An 18,402-nucleotide genomic window follows, 5' to 3' on the forward strand; every position below is an offset into this window, starting at 1 on the left:
GCTCAGGCCGCGGCGGCGCGACGGCGCCGCGCCCGGCGCTCCGGCCTGTCGGCGCGCGCGGCGACCACGTCGTCGTCGAGACCGAGAATGGACAGCAGCATTCTGCAGTCCGAGGTGTCCTGCGCGGACGCGGCGACCACCCGGACGGCGCGGCGGCGCCACTGCGCGTGCAGTTCATCCTCGGCCTGCATCCGGGCCATGTCGGCGTCCGAGACGGGCGTGCCGTCCATGGCCATCCCCGCAATTCGTCCAGTCATGCCGCGACCATTCCCCGCGCAGGTGTCGCACAAACCAACTCGGCACGGCGCCCGGTGATCAGTCCGGGGGTAGCTGCGCCACCTTGCCGAAGAACTCGTCGATCTTCTTCACCACCCGGGCGAACGCGTTGAAGTCGACGGGCTTGGACACGTAGACGTTGGCGTGCAGGTCGTAGCTCTTGGTGATGTCCTCGGCGGCGGCGGACGTGGTGAGCACGACGACCGGGATCCTGCGCAGTTCCGGGTCGGACTTCACCTCGGCCAGCACCTCGTGCCCGGACATGCCGGGCAGGTTCAGGTCGAGCAGGATCAGGTCCGGGCGCGCCGCCTCGGCGTGCTCACCCGTGCGGCGCAGGTACGCCATCGCCTCGGAGCCGTCGCTCACCACCGTGAGCCGGGTGTGCAGCTTGGCCGCGTCCAGCGCTTCGCGCGCGATCACGACGTCTCCGGGGTCGTCCTCGACCAGCAGCACCCGCAGGGGCTGTTGCGGTGCCGGGGATGTGCTCACTAAGACGCCCTTTCCGGAAGTGTGAACCGGAAGGTAGCACCCGATGTGGCGGACGTATCGAGCCAGATCCGGCCGCCGTGGAACTCGACTATCCGGCGGCACAGGGCGAGCCCGATGCCGGTTCCGGCGTACTCGCCGCGCAGGTGCAGGCGCTGGAAGATGGCGAACACCCGGTCGGCATACTGCGGCTCGATCCCGATGCCGTTGTCCTTGACCGCGAACGTCCAGGTGTGCGTCTGCCGGTTGGACACGGCGGTGACCACGACGAGCGGCGGCTGCTCGGAGCGGTACTTGATCGCGTTACCGACCAGGTTCTCGAACAGCGACACGAGCAGCGTCGGATCGCCCATGACGATCGGCAGGTCGCTGTGCCCGACGCCGCCGCCGGCCTCGACGATCTTCTCGTCCAGGTTGCTCATCGCGCGCCGAAGGGCAAGGTTGGTGTCCACCGGCACGAACGCGTCCGTGGAGCGGCCCACCCGCGACAGCGCGAGCAGGTCGGCGATCAGCGCCTGCATCCGCTTGGCGCCGTCCACCGCGAAAGCGATGTACTCGCGCGCCCGGTCGTCGAGCTGCTCGCCGTACTGGCGTTCGAGCAGTTGGCAGAAGTTCGCGACCTTGCGCAGCGGCTCGGACAGGTCGTGCGAGGCGACGTAGGCGAACTGCTCCAGGTCGGCGTTCGAGCGGGCCAGGTCCTCGCTCGTCTGCTCGACGCGGGCCAACTCCTCCGCGATCCGGCGCCGCATCGTCTCCACGTCGCCGCCGAGGTCGATGAACTCCGGCGGGCCGGTGGGCACGATACGGCGCTCGCCCGTCCCCTCAGCGACATCGCGAGCCTGCAGCGCGAGTCCCTCGACGGGCGCCAGCACCCACCGGTGCAGCCCGCGCCAGGCCAGCAGGCCGACCGCGACGAAGAGCAGCACGGAGACGCTCAGCGCGATGAGCAAGGCGCGCAGCGCGTTGGAGCGATCGTGCAGTGCGGTCCGGCTCACCCCGTTGACCGCTGATGACAGGGTGGCTGCCGCCTTGCGGACCAGGTCGAAGCGGGTCTTGCCGTCGGGGTCGTCGACCAGGCTCGACGCCGACGGCTCGTGCGAGTTCACCAGCGAGATCAGCGGTATCGCGGTTTCGTCGCGCCATTGCTTCGCGACGGCCTGCAGTGTCGCCAGGTTGGCGTCGAGCACCGGGTAGCGCCCGACCAGTTCGTGCAGCCGCCGTTCGTCCACCGCCTGCTTGTCGCTGTACTGCTCGAACGGCTGCAGGAACGTGCGATTCATGCTGAGGACGAAGCCGCGGACGCCGGTCTCCTGGTTCACCAGGTCGGCGAACAGATCCTGCGTGGCGGCCGCCGCCGGCTCCCACCGGTTGACGACCTCGTTGCCCTTGCGGACGAAGTCGACGAGCGAGATGACGGTGGCGGTCATGAGCACCGCGAACAGCGCGGTGAACGCACCGAACCCGACCACCACGCGCCGGCGCAGGCTCCAGCCCCGCGCCCGCAACCGCAGGCGGCGCCGGGACGGCTTACTCATCGCGTGGAGGACGGGCCCGTGGTGATCACCACCACGGCCGTGTCGTCCACCACCGACTGGTTGGGCGCGCCGTTGAGCAGAGCCGGGATCCACGAGGCGACGGTGCCCTCGCCGGACGCGCAGCCGTCGACGGCCGCCACGAACTCCTCGATCCCGAGGCTGCCGCCGTCGGCGGTGTTCGCGAACGCGTCGAGCAGCCCGTCGGTGTAGACGATCAGCGAGGACTCCGGCTCCAGCAGCGCGTGCGTCTGCGGCCAGCCACCGGTCCGGATCCAGCCCGGCCGCATCCGAACCACGGACTCCATGCCCAGCGGCGGCCCGACCTCGACGTCCAGGTAGGTCGTCTTCCCGTGGGTGCACAACAGCGGGGCGGGATGCCCGGCCACCCGCAGGGTCGTGGTCAGGTCGGGGTTGATCGTGATGTCGCACGCGGTCACGAAGCCGAAGTTGCCGCCCGTCTCGGCCGCCAGCAGCGTGGCCAGCGTCGGCAGGATCTGGACGTCCGGCGTGCCGGCCAGCACCAGGGTGCGCCACGCGACGCGCAGGTGCACCCCGATGGCGGCCTGGTCCGGCCCGTGCCCCATCACGTCGCCGATGACCACCCGGATGCGGTGATCGGGCGTCTCGATGACGTCGAAGAAGTCACCGCCGAGCACCGCGTGATCCGGGCCGGGCCGGTAGTAGGTCGAGCATCGAACCCGGTGGCTGCGCAGCAGCGGCGTCGGCAACAGGCCTCGCTCGAGGCGGGACTTCTCGGCCGAACTCAACTGCGCCTCGCGCAGTTGCTGGCCGATGCGCTGCGCCCGCTTGCGCTCCATCGCGTAGCGGATCGATCGCTCGAGCAGGTCGCTGGTGATGTCGTCCTTGACGAGGTAGTCCTGCGCGCCGAGCGCCAGCGCCTCGGTACCGCCCTCGCCGTGGCGTCCGGTCAGGACGATGATCGGCGACGCAGGGGAGGCTTCGACAGCACCGAGCAGCGCGGACATCCCGTCGGCATCGGGCAACCCGAGGTCGAGCAGGACGCAGCGCGGTTGCCGCCTGATCGCGACCACGCCGTCGGCGAGCGTGCGGCACCATTCGATCTCGGTATCGCCGATGCCGGCCTCGGACAGGCAGGCACGCACGAGGAGAGCGTCGCCCTCGTCGTCCTCGATCAGCAGGATGTGCGGACCGGTTTCGCCGTACCTCATCACGCGTCCATGTCCACTCCCAGCGACCGGATTCGCCCAGACCGGAACCCTACCGCCGTCCGCGCCTGCGTGACGGGGCTCACCGGCAGAAGTTGTTGACACATCATGAAAGCGGGTACATTGTTGGTTGAGCAATCAACTACAGACCGGAAGAGGCTCCACATGACCACCAGCACCCCCACCACCTTCAGCACCCTGACCGGCGACTACACCTTCGACACCGCCCACTCGCGGCTCGGCTTCGTCGCCCGCCACGCGATGGTCACCAAGGTTCGCGGCTCGTTCAACGAGTTCGAAGGCACGGCCAAGATCGACGGCGACAACCCGGCGAACTCCGTCGTCGCCCTGACCATCCAGGTCGCGAGCGTCGACACCCGCAACGAGCAGCGCGACGGGCACCTGCGCACCAACGACTTCCTGGACATCGAGAAGTTCCCGACCATCACCTTCACCTCGACCGAGATCAAGCATCTCGGCGGGAACGACTTCGAGGTCACCGGCGACCTGACGATCAAGGACGTGACCAAGCCGGTGACGCTGCCGCTGGAGTTCCAGGGCGCAGCCACCGACCCGTTCGGCAACCAGCGGATCGGTTTCGAGGGCTCGACCACGATCGTCCGCAGCGACTTCGGCGTGAGCTACAACGCCGTGCTGGAGACCGGCGGCGTGCTGGTCAGCGACAAGATCACCCTCGAGTTCGAGATCTCGGCCATCAAGGCCGCCTGACGCTCCCCTCGCTCGGTGAACCGGCCCCGCGACCGCGCAGGTTGCGGGGCCGGTCGGCGTCCCGAGGTCAGTCCACGCAGAGACAGAACGGGTGGCCGGCCGGGTCGAGGAAGACCCGGAACGTCGTTCCCGGCTGGTGCGCTGCCTTGGAGGCGCCGAGCTCGAGGACGGCCGCCTCACCCGCGTCGAGCTCCTCCACGATCACGTCCAGGTGCATCTGCTGGGGCACCGTCTGAGCGGGCCACTGCGGTGCGCGGTAGTCGGCAACCTGCTGGAACGAGATGCAGTCCCCGCCGTCGGCCGGGCGGATCTCGGCCCAGTCGCCGTCCACCTTCGCGGTCCAGCCGAGCAACGCGCCGTAGAAGCGTGCCAGGGCGGCTGCGTCGGGGCAGTCGATGACGAATCCGGGAAAGCGTGCGATAGCCATGGGCGGACGCTACGACCGGCGTATGACACAGGTCCACGGCCGGCGCTGACGAGTTCCCATCTCGGGTCAGCGCGCAGGCACCGGGCAGCTCTGCTCCTGCAGGCCGGCGAGCATCGAGAAGCGGCCGACCAGGCAGAAGACGCACAGCAGCGCCAGTTCGACCACCTGCTGCGGGTCGAAGTGCTCACGCAGCGCCGCGGTCTGCTCGTCGGTGATCGACAGGTGGTCGGTGGCGAAGCGCTGCGCGAATGCCACCGCGGCCGCCTCGGCTTCGGTCATGCATCGCCGCTCGCCGCCGATCTCGCCGACCAGTTCCTCGGTGAGGCCCGCCGACACCGCCGCCCCGTGCCGGCCGGCCATGCACACCGGACAGCGCGTCGTCTGGGCCACTGCGATGCGGACCAGTTCGGTGAGCCGGACGCCGAGGTGGTTGTCGAAGCGCGCCGACGCGTAGGCGGCGTTGAACAGCCGGAACTGCTCGGGAGCATGCGCCATCAACCGCAGGAAGTCACGCAGTCCCTCACGCTCGGTGGCATCCCACTGGCGGCGCAGATCCTCGGGCAACTCCTCCGGCTCGACCAGCGGCATGAATTCAGCCATTCCGCTTTATAGCACTGCGGGCGTGCAAATGTGACGGGCAGTCAGCTTCGTTTCCGGCTCACTCGACATCGCCGGGCCGTCCCAGGTGGACCTGCAGCACCGCGGGTACGAAGGCGGAGCTGAGGGGTGGCCTCGGTGCGCCCTTCAGGGTGCCGATGGTGAGGACAGCTCCGCGGCGGCTTGACGAAGCTTCTCCAGGAGCCGGTGGAGCTGCGACACATCGCGCGGACCTAGGTCACGCAGCAGGGCCTCCTCGACCTCGCGTCGTGCGCGCTCGACGGGTTGCTGAAGTGCCTTCCCCGCATCGGTCAGCCACAGCCGCACCAGCCGGTTGTCCGCTGGGTCTCGCCGGCGCACCAGGAGTCCGGCCTTCTCCAGCACGGTCGCGCCCTTCGTCACCGCCGGGGTGCTGACCCCCATGCGCGCTGCCGCCTCGCCAGGCGTACGCCCGTCCTCGTCCCACAACTGCGCCAGGAGGTGATCTTGTCCAAGTCGCAGGCCGTGGCGCCGTAACGCGGCGTCGGTCGCAGCACGGACCACCTTGGTGGTGCGGCCGTACAGATCGAGCAGCTCGGTCATCGTCTCCCTCTTGCCGTCCGATCATTAACCCGTTAACGTTCTAGTCGTTTACCCGTTAACGATAAGGACGAAGTGATGATACTGATCACGGGAGCGAGCGGCCACGTCGGCAGGGAGCTGGTCGCGCAGCTGGCCCACAGCGGCGAACCGATCAGGGCGCTGGTGCGCGATCCTGCTCGCGCCGAGAACCTGCCGCGCGCGGCCGAGCTCGTGGTCGGAGACCTCTCGGACCCGGCGACACTGCCGCCCGCACTCGAGGGGGTCGACCGGCTCTTCGTGCTCTTCCCGGGCATCGATCATGCGCCGGTCGGCCACCTGCTCACCGCGGCGCGGACTGCGGGAGTCGAGCGCTTGACCTACCTGTCCAGCTACGCGGTGGGCATCGAGCCGCTCCCGGCAATGGGCCGCTTCCACCACGAGCGTGAGCAGCTGATCGCGTCCCATGACATCCCTGCCACCGTCCTGCGCCCCGCCGGGTTCATGACCAACACGCTCGACTGGCTCGCCACCCTGCGCTCGGACGGTTTCGTCCTCGATCCGGTCGGCCCTGGCCGCGCCGCTCTCATCGACCCTGCCGACATCGCCGCCGTGGCCGCCGCAACGTTGCTGGACGGGCGGCATGTCGGCGCGACGTACACGCTGACCGGCGACGAGCCGCTGACCGTTCGCGAACAAGCGCACATTCTCGAGCAAGCCGTCGGCCGGCCGATTCCGGTACGCGAGGTGGCCTCGCCCGAGGAGGCCGTCCGGTTCCGCTACCCCGACGGTGCGCCGCCGGCTCTTGCGGCGGCCATCGTCCAGGGCCTGCGGCAAATGCGCGCGGACACCGAAGGCTTCCTCACGCACGACGTCGAACGGCTACTCGGCCGTGCGCCCCGTTCGTTCGCCGACTGGTGCCGACGTCACGCCGACGCGTTCCGCGACGGTCTTGACCGCTGAGGTGACCTCGGCGTTCCGGTCACCGGGAATCTGCGGCCATCGCCGCGGGCTGCCGGGGACGGCGACGAGCAGGCTCCGGGTTTAGCGCGGCGCGCTAACGGGGAATGCTGCCAGCAGGCGGGACGGAGTGCATGTGTTCGAAGCAGAAGACATCCGGGACTGGCGTGGTCACGACGTCGTGGATCCTGCCGGCTCGAAGATCGGCTCGCTCGAGGCCGTGTACTTCGACACGGCGACCGGGCAGCCCACCTTCGCCACGGTCAAGGTAGGCATGGTGGGCCGCCACCGACTCGTGTTCGTCCCGCTGTTCGAAGCGAGGGTGTCGCCGGACCACATCCGCGTCCGCGCAGAGAAGAAGCTGGTCAAGAACGCACCGTCCATCGACACCGACGGCGAGCTCATCGACACCGAAGAACCACGGATCTTCGAGCATTACGGCCTGCGTTACGAACCAGGTGCATCGGGCGAGCGTCGGCTGGGGCGGCGGTAATCATGCTCGCCGTACTTCTGGCCCTGATCATCGTATGGATCGTGCTGGGCATCATCGGCTTCGTGGTGCACGGCCTCATCTGGCTGTTCGTGATCGCCTGCGTGTTGTTCGTGGCTACCCTCCTGGCCGGCGCATTCCGGCGCGGACGACGAACCGCCGGCCGGAGCCGATAGTCGCCTCGTTGACTCGACATCGAGCCACGGCGCGCCGGCCGAGCTTCATCAGGCCGCGTAGACTGGAGCTTGCCAAGTCCTCGTGCACGCCGGCCATTCGATTCCGGCTACAGGCTCTGGTGATCGCCAACTGGTCGCAATCCGATCAGATCGGGGCCCACGATGGCCTTCCCACTCTCGATGAACCTCGACTCCGTGCAGGAACCCGGATTCCAGGAATGTCACGGTAAGCGCGCGTCGAGACAAGGCACCGGGACGCTGACCGGATGACCACGACGACCGTTCCACGGAGGTCGACCCTGCTCGCTCCGCCTGCACAGCAGCCGGTGACGCGTCCGCCTACCGCGCTGGCCGCACGCGTGTCATTTCGCCAGCCGGTGACTTCTGCACCGCACGTGGACGCCGCGTGGTGGCCCCGCTCCCGCGATCTCACGGCGGAGCTGCCCGGCCTGCTCGAGGTGCTCTGGACCGCCGCTCGTGACGTGGACCGGGTGTCCTATCCGGTCGGTTCCTGGTTGCCGGTGACGCGCCGCCTGGATATCGACGGCCGTCGGGTCCGGCTCGGCGGATTCACCCATCAGGACCCGTCGATGATCTCTCTGCACGACGCGTGGGGTGCCGAGCGGATCGACATTCTGGTCATCCCGCCGGACGCAGAACCGGGGCTCGCCGCTGCCGTGATGGTCCTGGCGAACCGCAGCGGTCCGAACGAGCGCGCCTCCCGCATGCTCGAACTGGCCCGCACGACCGCCACGCGGTAGCCACTTCGCCTGCCGCTGACGCCGGATTCCGTCGATGACCGACAGGATCAGGCGCATGGCCGATCGTCAGAGCCCCGCGATGGCCGGCTTCGCTGCCGTCGATTCGGCGCGAAGCGGTGCTCCCATCGCATTGAGGTGGGTCAGGGCCACCCGGTAGGACCCGAGCAACGAGGTCTCGCAGTACGGCAGCCCGAGGGCTTCGCAGTGCGCGCGGACGAGGGGCTGCGCGTGGCGCAGCGAAGCGCGCGGCATGTTCGGGAACAGGTGGTGCTCGATCTGGTAGTTCAGTCCGCCGAGTGCGAAATCGGTGATCAGGCCGCCACGCACGTTGCGCGATGTCAGCACCTGGCGCCGTAGGAAGTCGAGAGTGTCCCCGCGCGCGATGATCGCCATTCCCTTGTGGTTGGGGGCGAAGGTGCAGCCCATGTAGACGCCCCACACCGCCTGGTGGACGGCGGCGAACGCGACCGCCTTCTCCGGTGACATCACCAGCAGTAGGAACGTGACGTAGAGCATCGCGTGCAGGATCAAGCCGATGGCCTCGTAGCGGCGGCTGCCACCGCGTGCGCTGCGGAACTTGCCGGTCTGCACGGCGACGGCGCTGTCGACGTGCAAGCTGATGCCCTCCAGGGTGAGCAGGGGGAAGAAGAGCCAGGCCTGGCGGCGGGCGATGAACCTGCTGACCGCGCCGGTGCGTCTGGCGGCTTGAGCGGCCGTGAACGCCAGCACCCCGTCGCCGATGTCAGGGTCGCGGTCCTCGTGGTTCGGGTTCGCGTGATGGCGGTTGTGGGTGTCCACCCACCAGCCGTAGCTCAGCCCGACCAGGAAGTTGCCGAGCGTACGACCGAGCGCGTCGTTCGACCGCCGACTGGTGAAGATGGCCTGGTGTCCGGCGTCGTGGCCGAGGAACGCGATCTGCCCCCACGCCAGGCCGAAGACGGCCGCATTGATCAACTGGTACCAGGAGTCGCCCACCCACACGACGGCGAGGCAGGTGGCCGCGTACAGGCCGAGCGTGAGCAGGCCGCGGATCGCGTAGGACGGCAGGCGGCGCTCGAGCAGACCCGCGTCGCGAACGGTCTTGATCAGCGCCGCGTAGTCGCTGCCGCGGGCCGCGGTGGCCGTCACGGCGTCACCGTTGCGGAGGTACGGAGCAAGAAGAGGAGAAAGAGCATGAGAGGCACCCTCAGAGAAGGCCGCCGATCGTGCCCGGCTACGAGCTGACGCTCACGGCAGCTTGTCGGGCTGCCGGCCCGGGCTGGCTAGGTCCCAGCCCTCGCAAGTCTACGCGCCTGGACGCGACGGGCCGCATGGTGGCGGACGGCCATCGAATGTGCGCGCGGTCCTTAGGTCACAGCCGCACGTCGAGGCTGGCGAATTCGTCCGGGTCGAGGATCAGGTCGATCTCGGCGATGCGATCATCGGCAAGGGTCAGCCGGACGACGCCAATCGGTCCGCGGCTGCCGCGGACGAGGATGCCAGCAGCTCCGTTGACCAGGGCCGGGTGGCACAGCGTGGCGAAGCGGGGTCCCTGGCTGGCAGCCTGGCGCGCCACGGCGTCGGCGCCGATGAGTAGAGGCGCGACCGCCCGGCGGCCGCCGCGGTCGACGTCAAAGACGACGTGTGGATCGAGGATGTGCAGGAGTTTGTCGAAGTCTCCTGCTCTGGCGGCTGCCAGGAAGGCATCGACGACGTGGCGCTGCCTGGTCAGATCGGGATTCGGAACGGCTGGTGCGCCTTGTACCCGGCGTCGTGCGCGGCTGGCGAGTTGCCGAGCGGCTTCGGGCGTGCGATCGAGCATCGGCGCGATCTGGTCGAACGGTACGTCGAACATGTCGTGTAGGACGAACGCGAGTCGTTCAGCCGGGGTGAGTGTTTCAAGCACGACGAGCAGCGCGAGGCCGACGGAGTCGGCGATGAGGGATTGTTGCTCGGGATCGTTCGCGTCCTCGCTCTGGACGACCAGTTCGGGCAGCCAGGTCCCCGGAAAGTCCTCACGCCGCGCGCGGCGGGCGCGCAGCATGTCCAGGCAGACCCGTCCGACGACGGTGGTCAGCCAGCCGGCCAGGTTGTCGATGGCGGCGCCGGAACGGTTCAGCCGCATCCATGCTTCCTGGACCGCGTCGTCGGCCTCGCTGACCGAGCCGAGCATTCGATAGGCGACTGCGCGCAGGCGCGCGCGGTCGTTCTCGAACTGCTCGGCCAGCCGCATCTCGTCGTCCACGCTCGCGCCCTTCACCAAGTTGTCGGTCCTACCCGCATGACGAAACGGGTGCGCTCGATGTGACCGCCCCCGAACCTGATCACATCCGGTCACGAGCGCACCGGTCGTCGACGACATCTCTGCAGGCACCACCCGTCGAGACCGGAGGTTTTCCATGGCAGCACCCACCGCTGCACCGTCGTTCCTCGCAACGCGCCGCGGCAGACTCACCCTGGCGCTGTTGTGCGCGATCGCATTCCTCGACTTCATCGACGCGTCGATCGTGAATATTGCGCTGCCCCACATTCGCACGGACCTGCACTTTTCAGTGCAGAACCTTCAGTGGGTGCTTTCCGGCTACCTGCTCACCTACGGCGGTTTCATGCTGCTCGGCGGACGAACCGGTGACCTACTAGGCCGCCGCCGCGTCCTGATTGCCGGGACTGTCTTGTTCGCTGCCTCTTCCCTACTCGGTGGACTCGCGCAAAACGCCGGCACCTTGGTTGGCGCCCGCCTCGCGCAGGGCCTGGGAGCGGCGCTCATGCTGCCCGCCGCACTATCGTTTCTGACCACGCTGTTCCCGGAGGGCAAGGACCGGCACACCGCGCTGGGCGTGTGGGGCGGCGTGGCCGGCCTGGCCTCCGCCGCCGGAGTGTTCCTCGGTGGCGTACTGACCGAGGGCCCGGGGTGGCGGTGGGTGCTCTTCGTCAATCCGCCGATCGCCGTACTCCTGCTCGTCGCCGTTGCTGTACTACTGCCCGGTGCGCGGCGCAGTGCACCGCTGGCCAACTTCGACTTGACCGGCACCGTGCTAGGGACCGGCGGCATGCTGCTGCTGGTCTACGCGCTGGTGAAGGCGCCTGATCAGCAGTGGGGTTCGGCCAAGACGATCGGCGAACTCGCCGGCGCGGCGGTGCTCCTGGGCGCGTTCCTGCTCGCCGAGGCGCGCAGCGGCAATCCGCTCGTCCCGCTGTCGATCTTCCGCGTGCGCGGGCTGGCCGCCGCGAACGTGACGCAGCTGATCGCGCTCGCAGGGTTCTTGTCGATGTTCTTCTTTCTCACCCTCTACATGGAGTCCGTGCTGGACTACTCGCCGCTGCGGACCGGGGCCGCCTACCTGCCGCTGTGCGTGGGAGTCGGCTTCTCGGCGGGCATCTGCTCTCAGCTACTGGCCCGGATCGGCACTCGCCCGATCATCACCGCCGGCGCCGTCATCGCCGCCGGCGGCCTGTACTACCTGTCTCGGGTGCCCGTCGACGGCTCTTACATGACGGACTTGTTCCCAGGGCTGATGATCGTCTCCTTCGGGTTGGGCGGCGTCTTCGTAGCGGTCACCACCGCCGCGAACGCCGGCGTACCCGCCGACCAGGCCGGGCTTGCCGCCGCGCTGCTCAACGCCTCGCAACAGGTCGGCGGCGCGCTCGGCCTGGCGATCCTGTCGGCGATCGCGACCGCCCGCACCAATCACCTGCTGATCAAGCACGCCAGCGCCGCCCACGCGCTGACCTCCGGATTCCACCGAGCCCTGCTAACCGGCGCCGCCTTCGTCCTCGCCACCGCGGTCATCGCCCTGCGCACCACGAACAGCCGCGGCGAGCAACTCGAACCGCAGGTCACAAGTCCGGTGCTCGAGCCAGCTACGACGCCGTAGCCCTCAGGCACGTCAGCTTCGACCTACCTACTCACCTCAGTCAGGTCGATCGAAGCAGAGATCATGCGCATCACCGTCATCGGCGCCAACGGACCACCGGACGCCTGCTCACCGAGCAGGCGCTGGCAGCTCGGCACCGTCCACCCCTCGAACCCACGGTGGCCATTAGCCACACACGCTTTCGAGTCTGAGTGGCGGGGACCGCGCGGGATCGTAGGCCGGCGTTTCCGCCGGGGCGGCTGCTTCGCGGCCCTGCGCGATACCTCACGACATCGGGTGAAACTGAAACTGAAACTGGTACGACGGACCGCATGGTGGCGGCCGGCCATCGGAGGTCCGCGAGGTCTGTTCGCAGCCGATTGACGCTAGAGGTCGAAGATCAGCGCCAGCGTCTCGCGCAGCTGCCGCAGGCTCACCACGCCGACGTTGCCGAGGCGGGCACCAACCCGTCCGGTAGCGATCGCGCGCACATGCTGGCACTGCGCGGCCGAGCGCAGCGCCAGGCCGCTACCCGCGGCGGGCTCGATGACGACCTCGCTCGCGCTGGACCGGATCGTGCGTGTCAACGGGACCACCTGGACGACGTTCGGGCCGCCACGCAGGATCCGGTCCGCCGTCACCACCACGGCCGGGCGTACCAGGCCGACCTCGGAACCCTCGGGAAACCCGAGGTCCAGCTCGACGACGTCACCCCCCGTCAGCACCAAGCCAAGCCGTCTCGTCGGTGGTCAACGGCGCCGCGAGGTCACGGCCGATCTGCTCCTGCTCGAGTAGCCGTACCGCTCGCGATGCAGCCTGGGCGACGGTGATGTGACGCTCGCGCGCCAGTCGGTTCAGGTGATCCCGGGTCGACCGGTCGACCCGGATCGTCGTCGTCTCGGCCATGGCATCAACGGTAGGCGATGTAGACGAATCCATCTACATCGCTACCGTCCGCGTCGTCATCACGCACGGGCAGGATGCCGGGGCGGTGCAGGGGGCGACACGCCAGAGGGAGGCGAGAGCGCGATGTACAAGGACGAACCCCCCGCCATCACGAGATCTCGGCCTCCCAGTTCGCTCATGAGCGCGCCGGTCTCGACCAGCTCCGAGAGCTCCTCCCCGTCATCCGCCAGTGCGACGGGAAGCCTCCGACGCGGCCTGCGACAGGCGGGCAACCTCGAGCCTGAGGAGCAGTTGCATCGACGCAATCGGCGGGGGCACAAACCCGGAGCGGAGGTAGAAGTTGCGTGCGGCGTCGTCGATCGCGTCGACCAACATCGCCCGGGCCCCGATGACCTCTAAGGACGCGGTGGCAGACCTTATCGCTTCACGAAGCAGGTCGGGCCCCCAGCCCTGGCCCTGATAGGCGCGATCAATGGCAAAGCGTCCCATGCGGATCACGGGCACGGGGTCAGCCGCCCGTCGCGCGATCTCGGCTGGGGCGTCTTGCCGACTGACCGATCCAGCCGACAAGCAGTAATAGCCGGCAATCACATCATCGTCCAGCAACAAGTGCGTCACTGCGGCGCGCGAGTCCATACTCTGGCGGGCTTGAGTGGTCAGCCAGCGGTTGAGGCTGTCATGACCACAGTCGAACGCCTTGCGTTGCTCTCCCGACGGGTTGACCTCGTCATAGCGACGCAGCCGCATACCGCGAGCAGTCAGCGTTCGATCCGCGAGGGCCGCGAGAACAGCGACACCAAGGCCGGGTCAGGCTCGGCAGGCTCATCAAGGATGGCCACGAACCTGTTCCACGTCTCGACGTCGAGGTCGAAGTGACGCTGGTCAGCGAGCACGTCGTGAGCGCGCTCCACAGCCGAGCTGGTCAGGAACTCACTCACTGACTGCCCCAACGCCGCCGCCGCCTGCCGCAGGAGCGCATCGTCGTCGGCGTTGAGCCGCAGGTTCAAACGCGCACTCTTCGTGGCAGGCATGACAACTCCTTGAACGAACGGCCGCACCCTGGCAGTCGTGTACAGACACTGTATGTACGCCTATCTTGGATGTCAAGCGTTCCTGGCGCGTGGTAGCCGGCTGCACGCTCGACCAACCCGACTCGACGACTTCTGTGGTCGAGCGGAGGAAGGCAGAAACCCTTATGCGATAAGGGTTTCAGGGCGGTGGCGGTGGGATTCGAACCCACGGTGGTGTTACCCACACACGCTTTCGAGTTCTGAGTGGCGGGTGTCGCGCGGCATCGTGGGCCAGCGTTTACGGGGGCTCGGCTACTGGGCGAGCCGCGGCGGCACCCCGCGATGCCGAGCGAACTGAGACTGAAACTGAGACGACGCGCGCCGAATGTGCGTGGCCATTTTTGCCGCGCTAGTCGCTGGAAGTACCAGCTGGACGAGTTCAGTCGTGCATCGCTACGGCGCCGACGCCAGGCTCATCAGCCGCTCGGTCAGCCGCTGCTTGAGGCCGTCTCGACCCTCGCCGTTGTTCAGGTACGTCAACGTCCGAATGGCGCGTAGGTCGAAGGGAACGTCGTCCATGGACTGCGTGATCTGGATGACCTCCCGACCGAGGCTGTGCGCGATGCCCGTCTCGTAGAAGACGTTCGGGTTCTTGCCGCTGAGGTCGGCGATTACGATGCGTGAACGCCAGATCAGGTTGATCACGTCATCCATGATGTGGGCGTTCACCCATATGTCGTCCGCGCGGAAGCACCGCATACGCGCTGCGGCGACCGCCTCCTGAAGCGAGGTGTACACGGTGGCAAAATCAGTGGCGAATGGCATCATCACCGCGACGAGGTCAGGCTCTGTTGGAAGTTCCGTCGGTAGCCGGAAGACCTTCGGCCCTAGCGTGGGCCCGAGTATCGATTCGTGGACGACCGCATAAAGGTCGACGTCTTTGACGGCCCAGTGGGTGCGATTGAACTCCCATCTGTCGATTTGAAGCGCTTGAGCCAAGTCCTCGATTCGAGATGTGTCGATCTCCGGGAGCCCAGGAGTGGGAACGAACCGAAAGCGGTAGAGACCTCCGGTCAGCGTCAGATCTTCTACATGTCCCACGCGCGCCACCTGGCGCGAGCCGCCGTCCTGTACCTCTGGCATCAGTAACGTCGGCAAGTTGCGAAGGCGCGCAGGATCGACCGCGCCGGACGGCGCGATGTACTGGAGTATCGCGTTGTCGGTGTACTCGACGACGCGGTCCGGCGACGCCTGGCCACTGGTGAAGCCGACAATCAAGTTGTACATGGGCTTGAACCTCCCATGATCATGAGACTCCGCGAACCTACATCAAGAGTTCGGCCGTAGCACTGAACTGCGCACTTCCTGTCGGGCCGACGGCCGGCTCAGCGAGTTCGGTCCCCAGCGCCGCGCCGTGACCGTCGCAGCAGCCGAACTCACCGTCTATCGTCGTCGGCAACATCGGCTATCGGCGCCGACCCCTGAGCATCCGTGTGATCGATATGCGCGGAGGAAAAAGTGTCTGGGCACCTCGATCACATCGCGGGCGCGGATCAGATCGCTTCGCTCCACCGTGACCCGGCCTCGTCTGTGACAGAAGAGGGGTCAGCAGCGTGGAGCACGCGCGTTCAGTGGCTTCTACCTCTCCTCGTCGGTTAGCGTCGCTCGATCGCCTACCGGCTGGTTGCAGCCCGTTTGAGTCGCCGGTGTCCGGAGCCTGACAGATTGGCCTTGGGGCAGCGGCGTGATCAACGATCAGCCACCTTCAGCAGGCGTCGGGATGTCTGCCCTCCGGTACACCACGAGCACCGCCTCACACCACGACCCCGGCGGTAGTTGCCCGCCCTTGATGACCAACTGGCGTCGAGCGCCGAAGACGACGAGACCGATTCGATGCAAGCCATCGAGCCCATCTTGAAGTGAGCGTTTTGCCTGACGTACGGCTGTCATGCCTTGGTCGATGACGTCATCGCTAATCTCACCCCAGTCTCGCGCCAGGTCGAGGAAGGTGTCGGCTTGGTCGATCTCCTCATCCGAGCCGTCCTCCGGTGATCGGAGCCGGTAGGCCTGTGAGTTGGCCACGACGTCCCAGATCGCGGCACCGTTGGCAAGAGGCGCCAATTCGATGGCGCCCCCGTCGGACGGATCGACGATCCGAATCGGTTCAGGCTCGGATGCCCCGAACTTGTCTGCAGCCCATCGCTCGTGTTCCGCCTTGATCGCGCGCAGCCGTTCGGCGGTGTACTCCTGCGGCTGGTCGTCGACGCGTTTGTGGTCAACTTTGCAGAGCAGGATGAGATTGTCGTAGCTATCGGTCATGTCAGCGGCGAGCACGCCCCCGCGCGGGCCAATGGTGGATCGGGCGGCGATGTGGGCTTCGTCACCGACGATCGATTCGCGGTCGGTAGTTGTGCTGTCCGCAATGAGGATGCGCTTGCAGATGGCGCACGAGTTATGCGCGCGAGCCCAGAGCACCTTGCGGTCGTGATCGCTGATCGCCACTCGACAATTGTCCTCGACCGTGCTGACAGGCCCATAATCGATGCTCGACGCGTTGGCCCCCGAATGCGGTTACGCGTTGCGAGGCACAGACCGTTCGCTGTCGCCTGACTCGCGCCGCTAGTGCGTACTGCGACGCCCCGGAAGTGTGACCGGCGATCTACGCGCCATACAGACGGCGGGCGAACGCCAGGGCCGCGCCCGCGTCATACCAACCCTTGTTGCGAAGGTGGTTCTCCCAATCCATCTCGTCGAGCCGTGAAATGGCGATCTGGTAACCGAGGTCTTCCGGTGGCAGCACATGGGTTTCGGTGAAGTACCAGCCATCGCGTCGCTCGATGATCCGCCGCAGGGTCCCGCGATACCCCATCAGCTCTTGTGCGCGGAGCCGAGTGACGTCCACAAGCATCCCCGCGAGCTGTTCAACCGATTCGGTCGGGTCGTTGAGACCGACCCCAAGGTCGCCGCCGGCGTTGCGCACGGCTTGGACCAACTGCTGGAAGAACTCCGCGGTCGGGGTGCCGGCGCTCCAGGGGTGCATCGAGATGATCGTGCCGTCGTCTTGTTCCAGCTGAACAGTCACATCGTAGTCGCGGGTACCGAGTACGAACCGGTAGTGCAGATCCGTCTCCCACACCGGGACACGCACACCCGCGGGGGTAAGGACGTCGACGTCGGTAGCGTGCCGCAAGGCGATGAACAGCGATTCACGTGTCGGCGCGGTCACCAGCCTTCGGTACAAATCGAGCTCGTCCTCATGTTCGGCTTGCTGGCGTGCCAAGAGGGTCTGTCGGATCTGTTCCAGTGACTGCTGAGTGCGTTCCGCTGTATCCATCGCCGCCTGTGATGTAGCACGAGCTTCGTCAACTCCGCGCTCTATACGAGCAAATCCGGAACGCAGGCGGGTCAATGCGAACTCGCCCGGGATCAGCAGCAGTATCACGACACCAACGTTGTCCAGGGTTGCCGACAACCACGGCGCAGAAGAGCTGACAAGCCAGGAACAAAGCAGCATCGCGCCGCCCAGGGCTAGCACCCCGACAACGAACGCGCGACGGCTCACCCGCTCATTCTCCCGTCCGCATTGGACAGGCAATGACGCGCGGTTTGACGTGCGGGTCGGGTGAGGGTTACCTCGACGGCTCGACGCCATCGAACGGATTCCGTGGTCTCCCGGAAGCAACGCGGGCGAGTTGGGTACTAGGCAAAGGCTCGTGCTCGGGCGTCACCATCCGTGCGTCGTGGTTGGCACCGCACAACAGAGGATCTCGCGGCAACTGGCCCGCGGTTATACGCGTTCGGCCACTCCGCGATATCCGGCGGCAGCCCGACGATGCCATGCGAACTGAGGCTGAGGTGACGGACGCTGCTGGCGTGGCCAGCAATCCGACGTTCGCGCAGCCGATCGAGGCTACAGATCGAAGATCAGGGCCAGCGTCTCGCGCAGCTGCCGCAGGCTCACCGCTCCGACGTTGCCGAGGTGGGCACCGACCCTTCCGGTGGCGATCGCTCGCACATGCTGGCACTGCGCGGCCGAACGCGCTGACAGGCCGTTACCTTCGGCGGGCTCGATGACGACCTCGCTTGCGCTGGATCGGATCGTGCGTGTCAACGGGACCACCTGGACGACGTTCGGACCACCCCGCAAGATCCGGTCCGCGGTCACCACGACGGCGGGGCGCACCAGGCCGGCCTCCGAACCCTCGGGAAGCCCGAGATCCAGCTCGACGACGTCACCCGCCCTCAGCATCGAGCCAAGCCGTCTCGTCAGTCGTCAACGGGGCCTCAAGGTCGCGGCCGATTTGTTCCTGCTCGAGGAGCCGTACCGCTCGCGATGCAGCCTGCGCGACGGTGATGTGACGCTCGCGCGCCAGCCGGTTCAGGTGATCCCGGGTCGATCGGTCGACCCGAATCGTGGTCGTCTCGGCCATGCCGCCAAGGATAGCTGTTGTAGACGAATCCATCTACAAGG

Annotated in this window: 24 protein-coding genes; 6 read left to right on the plus strand and 18 right to left on the minus strand. The window is 67.3% G+C overall.

Annotated elements, in window-relative coordinates:
- Window positions 1-2 precede the first annotated feature (2 nt).
- From M6B22_RS10960 to M6B22_RS10975, 4 genes are read right to left on the minus strand one after another with little or no spacing between them, the layout of a single operon-like run.
- Entirely contained in the window at window positions 3-257 is a 255-nt protein-coding gene (locus tag M6B22_RS10960) for a hypothetical protein (protein ID WP_269441585.1), read from the minus strand.
- A 58-nt stretch (window positions 258-315) separates the two neighbouring features.
- Window positions 316-765: a response regulator gene (locus M6B22_RS10965; RefSeq protein ID WP_269441586.1), complete on the minus strand. Its 450-nt coding sequence runs from the start codon at window positions 763-765 to the stop codon at window positions 316-318.
- Window positions 765-2,297, minus strand: a complete 1,533-nt coding sequence (locus tag M6B22_RS10970; protein WP_269441587.1) for a sensor histidine kinase — start codon at window positions 2,295-2,297, stop codon at window positions 765-767. The genes M6B22_RS10965 and M6B22_RS10970 overlap by 1 nt, the downstream gene beginning before the upstream one ends.
- The gene (locus M6B22_RS10975; RefSeq protein ID WP_269441588.1) at window positions 2,294-3,487 is read right to left on the minus strand and encodes a PP2C family protein-serine/threonine phosphatase; all 1,194 of its coding nucleotides are present in this window, start codon (window positions 3,485-3,487) and stop codon (window positions 2,294-2,296) included. The genes M6B22_RS10970 and M6B22_RS10975 overlap by 4 nt, the downstream gene beginning before the upstream one ends.
- Window positions 3,488-3,649: 162 nt before the next feature.
- Between M6B22_RS10975 and M6B22_RS10980 the strand changes: the two genes are divergently transcribed.
- Complete coding sequence (locus M6B22_RS10980) at window positions 3,650-4,213, plus strand: YceI family protein (protein ID WP_269441589.1); 564 nt, start codon at window positions 3,650-3,652, stop codon at window positions 4,211-4,213.
- A 67-nt stretch (window positions 4,214-4,280) separates the two neighbouring features.
- On the opposite strand, the gene M6B22_RS10985 is transcribed toward M6B22_RS10980, so the two are convergent.
- The 3 genes from M6B22_RS10985 to M6B22_RS10995 form a co-directional block, all read right to left on the minus strand.
- On the minus strand, window positions 4,281-4,640 hold the full coding sequence (locus M6B22_RS10985; protein WP_269441590.1) for a VOC family protein: 360 nt from the start codon (window positions 4,638-4,640) through the stop codon (window positions 4,281-4,283).
- Window positions 4,641-4,706: 66 nt separating this feature from the next.
- The gene (locus tag M6B22_RS10990; protein WP_269441591.1) at window positions 4,707-5,240 is read right to left on the minus strand and encodes a carboxymuconolactone decarboxylase family protein; all 534 of its coding nucleotides are present in this window, start codon (window positions 5,238-5,240) and stop codon (window positions 4,707-4,709) included.
- 144 nt (window positions 5,241-5,384) lie between these two features.
- Complete coding sequence (locus tag M6B22_RS10995; protein ID WP_269441592.1) at window positions 5,385-5,819, minus strand: MarR family winged helix-turn-helix transcriptional regulator; 435 nt, start codon at window positions 5,817-5,819, stop codon at window positions 5,385-5,387.
- 75 nt (window positions 5,820-5,894) lie between these two features.
- On the opposite strand from M6B22_RS10995, the gene M6B22_RS11000 reads away from it, so the two are divergent.
- From M6B22_RS11000 to M6B22_RS11015, 4 genes are all read left to right on the plus strand, one after another.
- A complete protein-coding gene (locus M6B22_RS11000) occupies window positions 5,895-6,758 on the plus strand; it encodes an NAD(P)H-binding protein (protein WP_269441593.1) in 864 nt (287 codons plus the stop codon).
- A gap of 133 nt (window positions 6,759-6,891) precedes the next feature.
- A complete protein-coding gene (locus tag M6B22_RS11005; RefSeq protein WP_269441594.1) occupies window positions 6,892-7,248 on the plus strand; it encodes a PRC-barrel domain-containing protein in 357 nt (118 codons plus the stop codon).
- 2 nt (window positions 7,249-7,250) lie between these two features.
- Window positions 7,251-7,421 carry a hypothetical protein gene (locus M6B22_RS11010; protein ID WP_269441595.1) on the plus strand — a complete coding sequence of 57 codons (171 nt, stop codon included), beginning with the start codon at window positions 7,251-7,253 and terminating at the stop codon, window positions 7,419-7,421.
- 266 nt (window positions 7,422-7,687) lie between these two features.
- Window positions 7,688-8,182 carry a DUF5994 family protein gene (locus tag M6B22_RS11015; RefSeq protein ID WP_269441596.1) on the plus strand — a complete coding sequence of 165 codons (495 nt, stop codon included), beginning with the start codon at window positions 7,688-7,690 and terminating at the stop codon, window positions 8,180-8,182.
- 66 nt (window positions 8,183-8,248) lie between these two features.
- Here the strand turns inward: M6B22_RS11015 and M6B22_RS11020 are convergent, their stop codons facing one another.
- A complete protein-coding gene (locus tag M6B22_RS11020; RefSeq protein ID WP_269441597.1) occupies window positions 8,249-9,310 on the minus strand; it encodes a fatty acid desaturase family protein in 1,062 nt (353 codons plus the stop codon).
- 223 nt (window positions 9,311-9,533) lie between these two features.
- Window positions 9,534-10,406, minus strand: coding sequence for an RNA polymerase sigma factor SigJ (gene sigJ, locus M6B22_RS11025; protein WP_269441598.1), 873 nt, complete (start codon window positions 10,404-10,406; stop codon window positions 9,534-9,536).
- A 154-nt stretch (window positions 10,407-10,560) separates the two neighbouring features.
- Here sigJ and M6B22_RS11030 point away from each other — a divergent pair, with 154 nt between their 5' ends.
- Complete coding sequence (locus M6B22_RS11030; protein WP_269441599.1) at window positions 10,561-12,036, plus strand: MFS transporter; 1,476 nt, start codon at window positions 10,561-10,563, stop codon at window positions 12,034-12,036.
- 365 nt (window positions 12,037-12,401) lie between these two features.
- Here the strand turns inward: M6B22_RS11030 and M6B22_RS11035 are convergent, their stop codons facing one another.
- The 9 genes from M6B22_RS11035 to M6B22_RS11075 all read right to left on the minus strand — a co-directional run bounded on the left by M6B22_RS11035 (window position 12,402) and on the right by M6B22_RS11075 (window position 18,361).
- On the minus strand, window positions 12,402-12,740 hold the full coding sequence (locus M6B22_RS11035; RefSeq protein ID WP_269441600.1) for a type II toxin-antitoxin system PemK/MazF family toxin: 339 nt from the start codon (window positions 12,738-12,740) through the stop codon (window positions 12,402-12,404).
- Window positions 12,724-12,921 (minus strand): hypothetical protein, encoded by a 198-nt coding sequence (locus M6B22_RS11040; RefSeq protein WP_269441601.1) that lies wholly within the window; start codon window positions 12,919-12,921, stop codon window positions 12,724-12,726. The genes M6B22_RS11035 and M6B22_RS11040 overlap by 17 nt, the downstream gene beginning before the upstream one ends.
- Before the next feature lie 219 nt (window positions 12,922-13,140).
- Window positions 13,141-13,668 (minus strand): GNAT family N-acetyltransferase, encoded by a 528-nt coding sequence (locus M6B22_RS11045; RefSeq protein ID WP_269441602.1) that lies wholly within the window; start codon window positions 13,666-13,668, stop codon window positions 13,141-13,143.
- Between the two features lie 11 nt (window positions 13,669-13,679).
- A complete protein-coding gene (locus tag M6B22_RS11050) occupies window positions 13,680-13,952 on the minus strand; it encodes a type II toxin-antitoxin system TacA family antitoxin (RefSeq protein ID WP_269441603.1) in 273 nt (90 codons plus the stop codon).
- A gap of 432 nt (window positions 13,953-14,384) precedes the next feature.
- Window positions 14,385-15,218 (minus strand): hypothetical protein, encoded by an 834-nt coding sequence (locus M6B22_RS11055; RefSeq protein WP_269441604.1) that lies wholly within the window; start codon window positions 15,216-15,218, stop codon window positions 14,385-14,387.
- Between the two features lie 468 nt (window positions 15,219-15,686).
- Window positions 15,687-16,433 (minus strand): HNH endonuclease, encoded by a 747-nt coding sequence (locus M6B22_RS11060; protein WP_269441605.1) that lies wholly within the window; start codon window positions 16,431-16,433, stop codon window positions 15,687-15,689.
- Between the two features lie 157 nt (window positions 16,434-16,590).
- Entirely contained in the window at window positions 16,591-17,493 is a 903-nt protein-coding gene (locus M6B22_RS11065) for a hypothetical protein (protein WP_269441606.1), read from the minus strand.
- Between the two features lie 348 nt (window positions 17,494-17,841).
- Window positions 17,842-18,180 (minus strand): type II toxin-antitoxin system PemK/MazF family toxin, encoded by a 339-nt coding sequence (locus M6B22_RS11070; RefSeq protein ID WP_269441607.1) that lies wholly within the window; start codon window positions 18,178-18,180, stop codon window positions 17,842-17,844.
- The gene (locus tag M6B22_RS11075) at window positions 18,164-18,361 is read right to left on the minus strand and encodes a hypothetical protein (RefSeq protein ID WP_269441608.1); all 198 of its coding nucleotides are present in this window, start codon (window positions 18,359-18,361) and stop codon (window positions 18,164-18,166) included. Before M6B22_RS11075 ends, M6B22_RS11070 begins: the two co-directional genes overlap by 17 nt.
- Window positions 18,362-18,402: the final 41 nt, after the last annotated feature.

It is taken from the genome of Jatrophihabitans cynanchi (assembly GCF_027247405.1).
GTDB lineage: Bacteria > Actinomycetota > Actinomycetes > Mycobacteriales > Jatrophihabitantaceae > Jatrophihabitans_B > Jatrophihabitans_B cynanchi.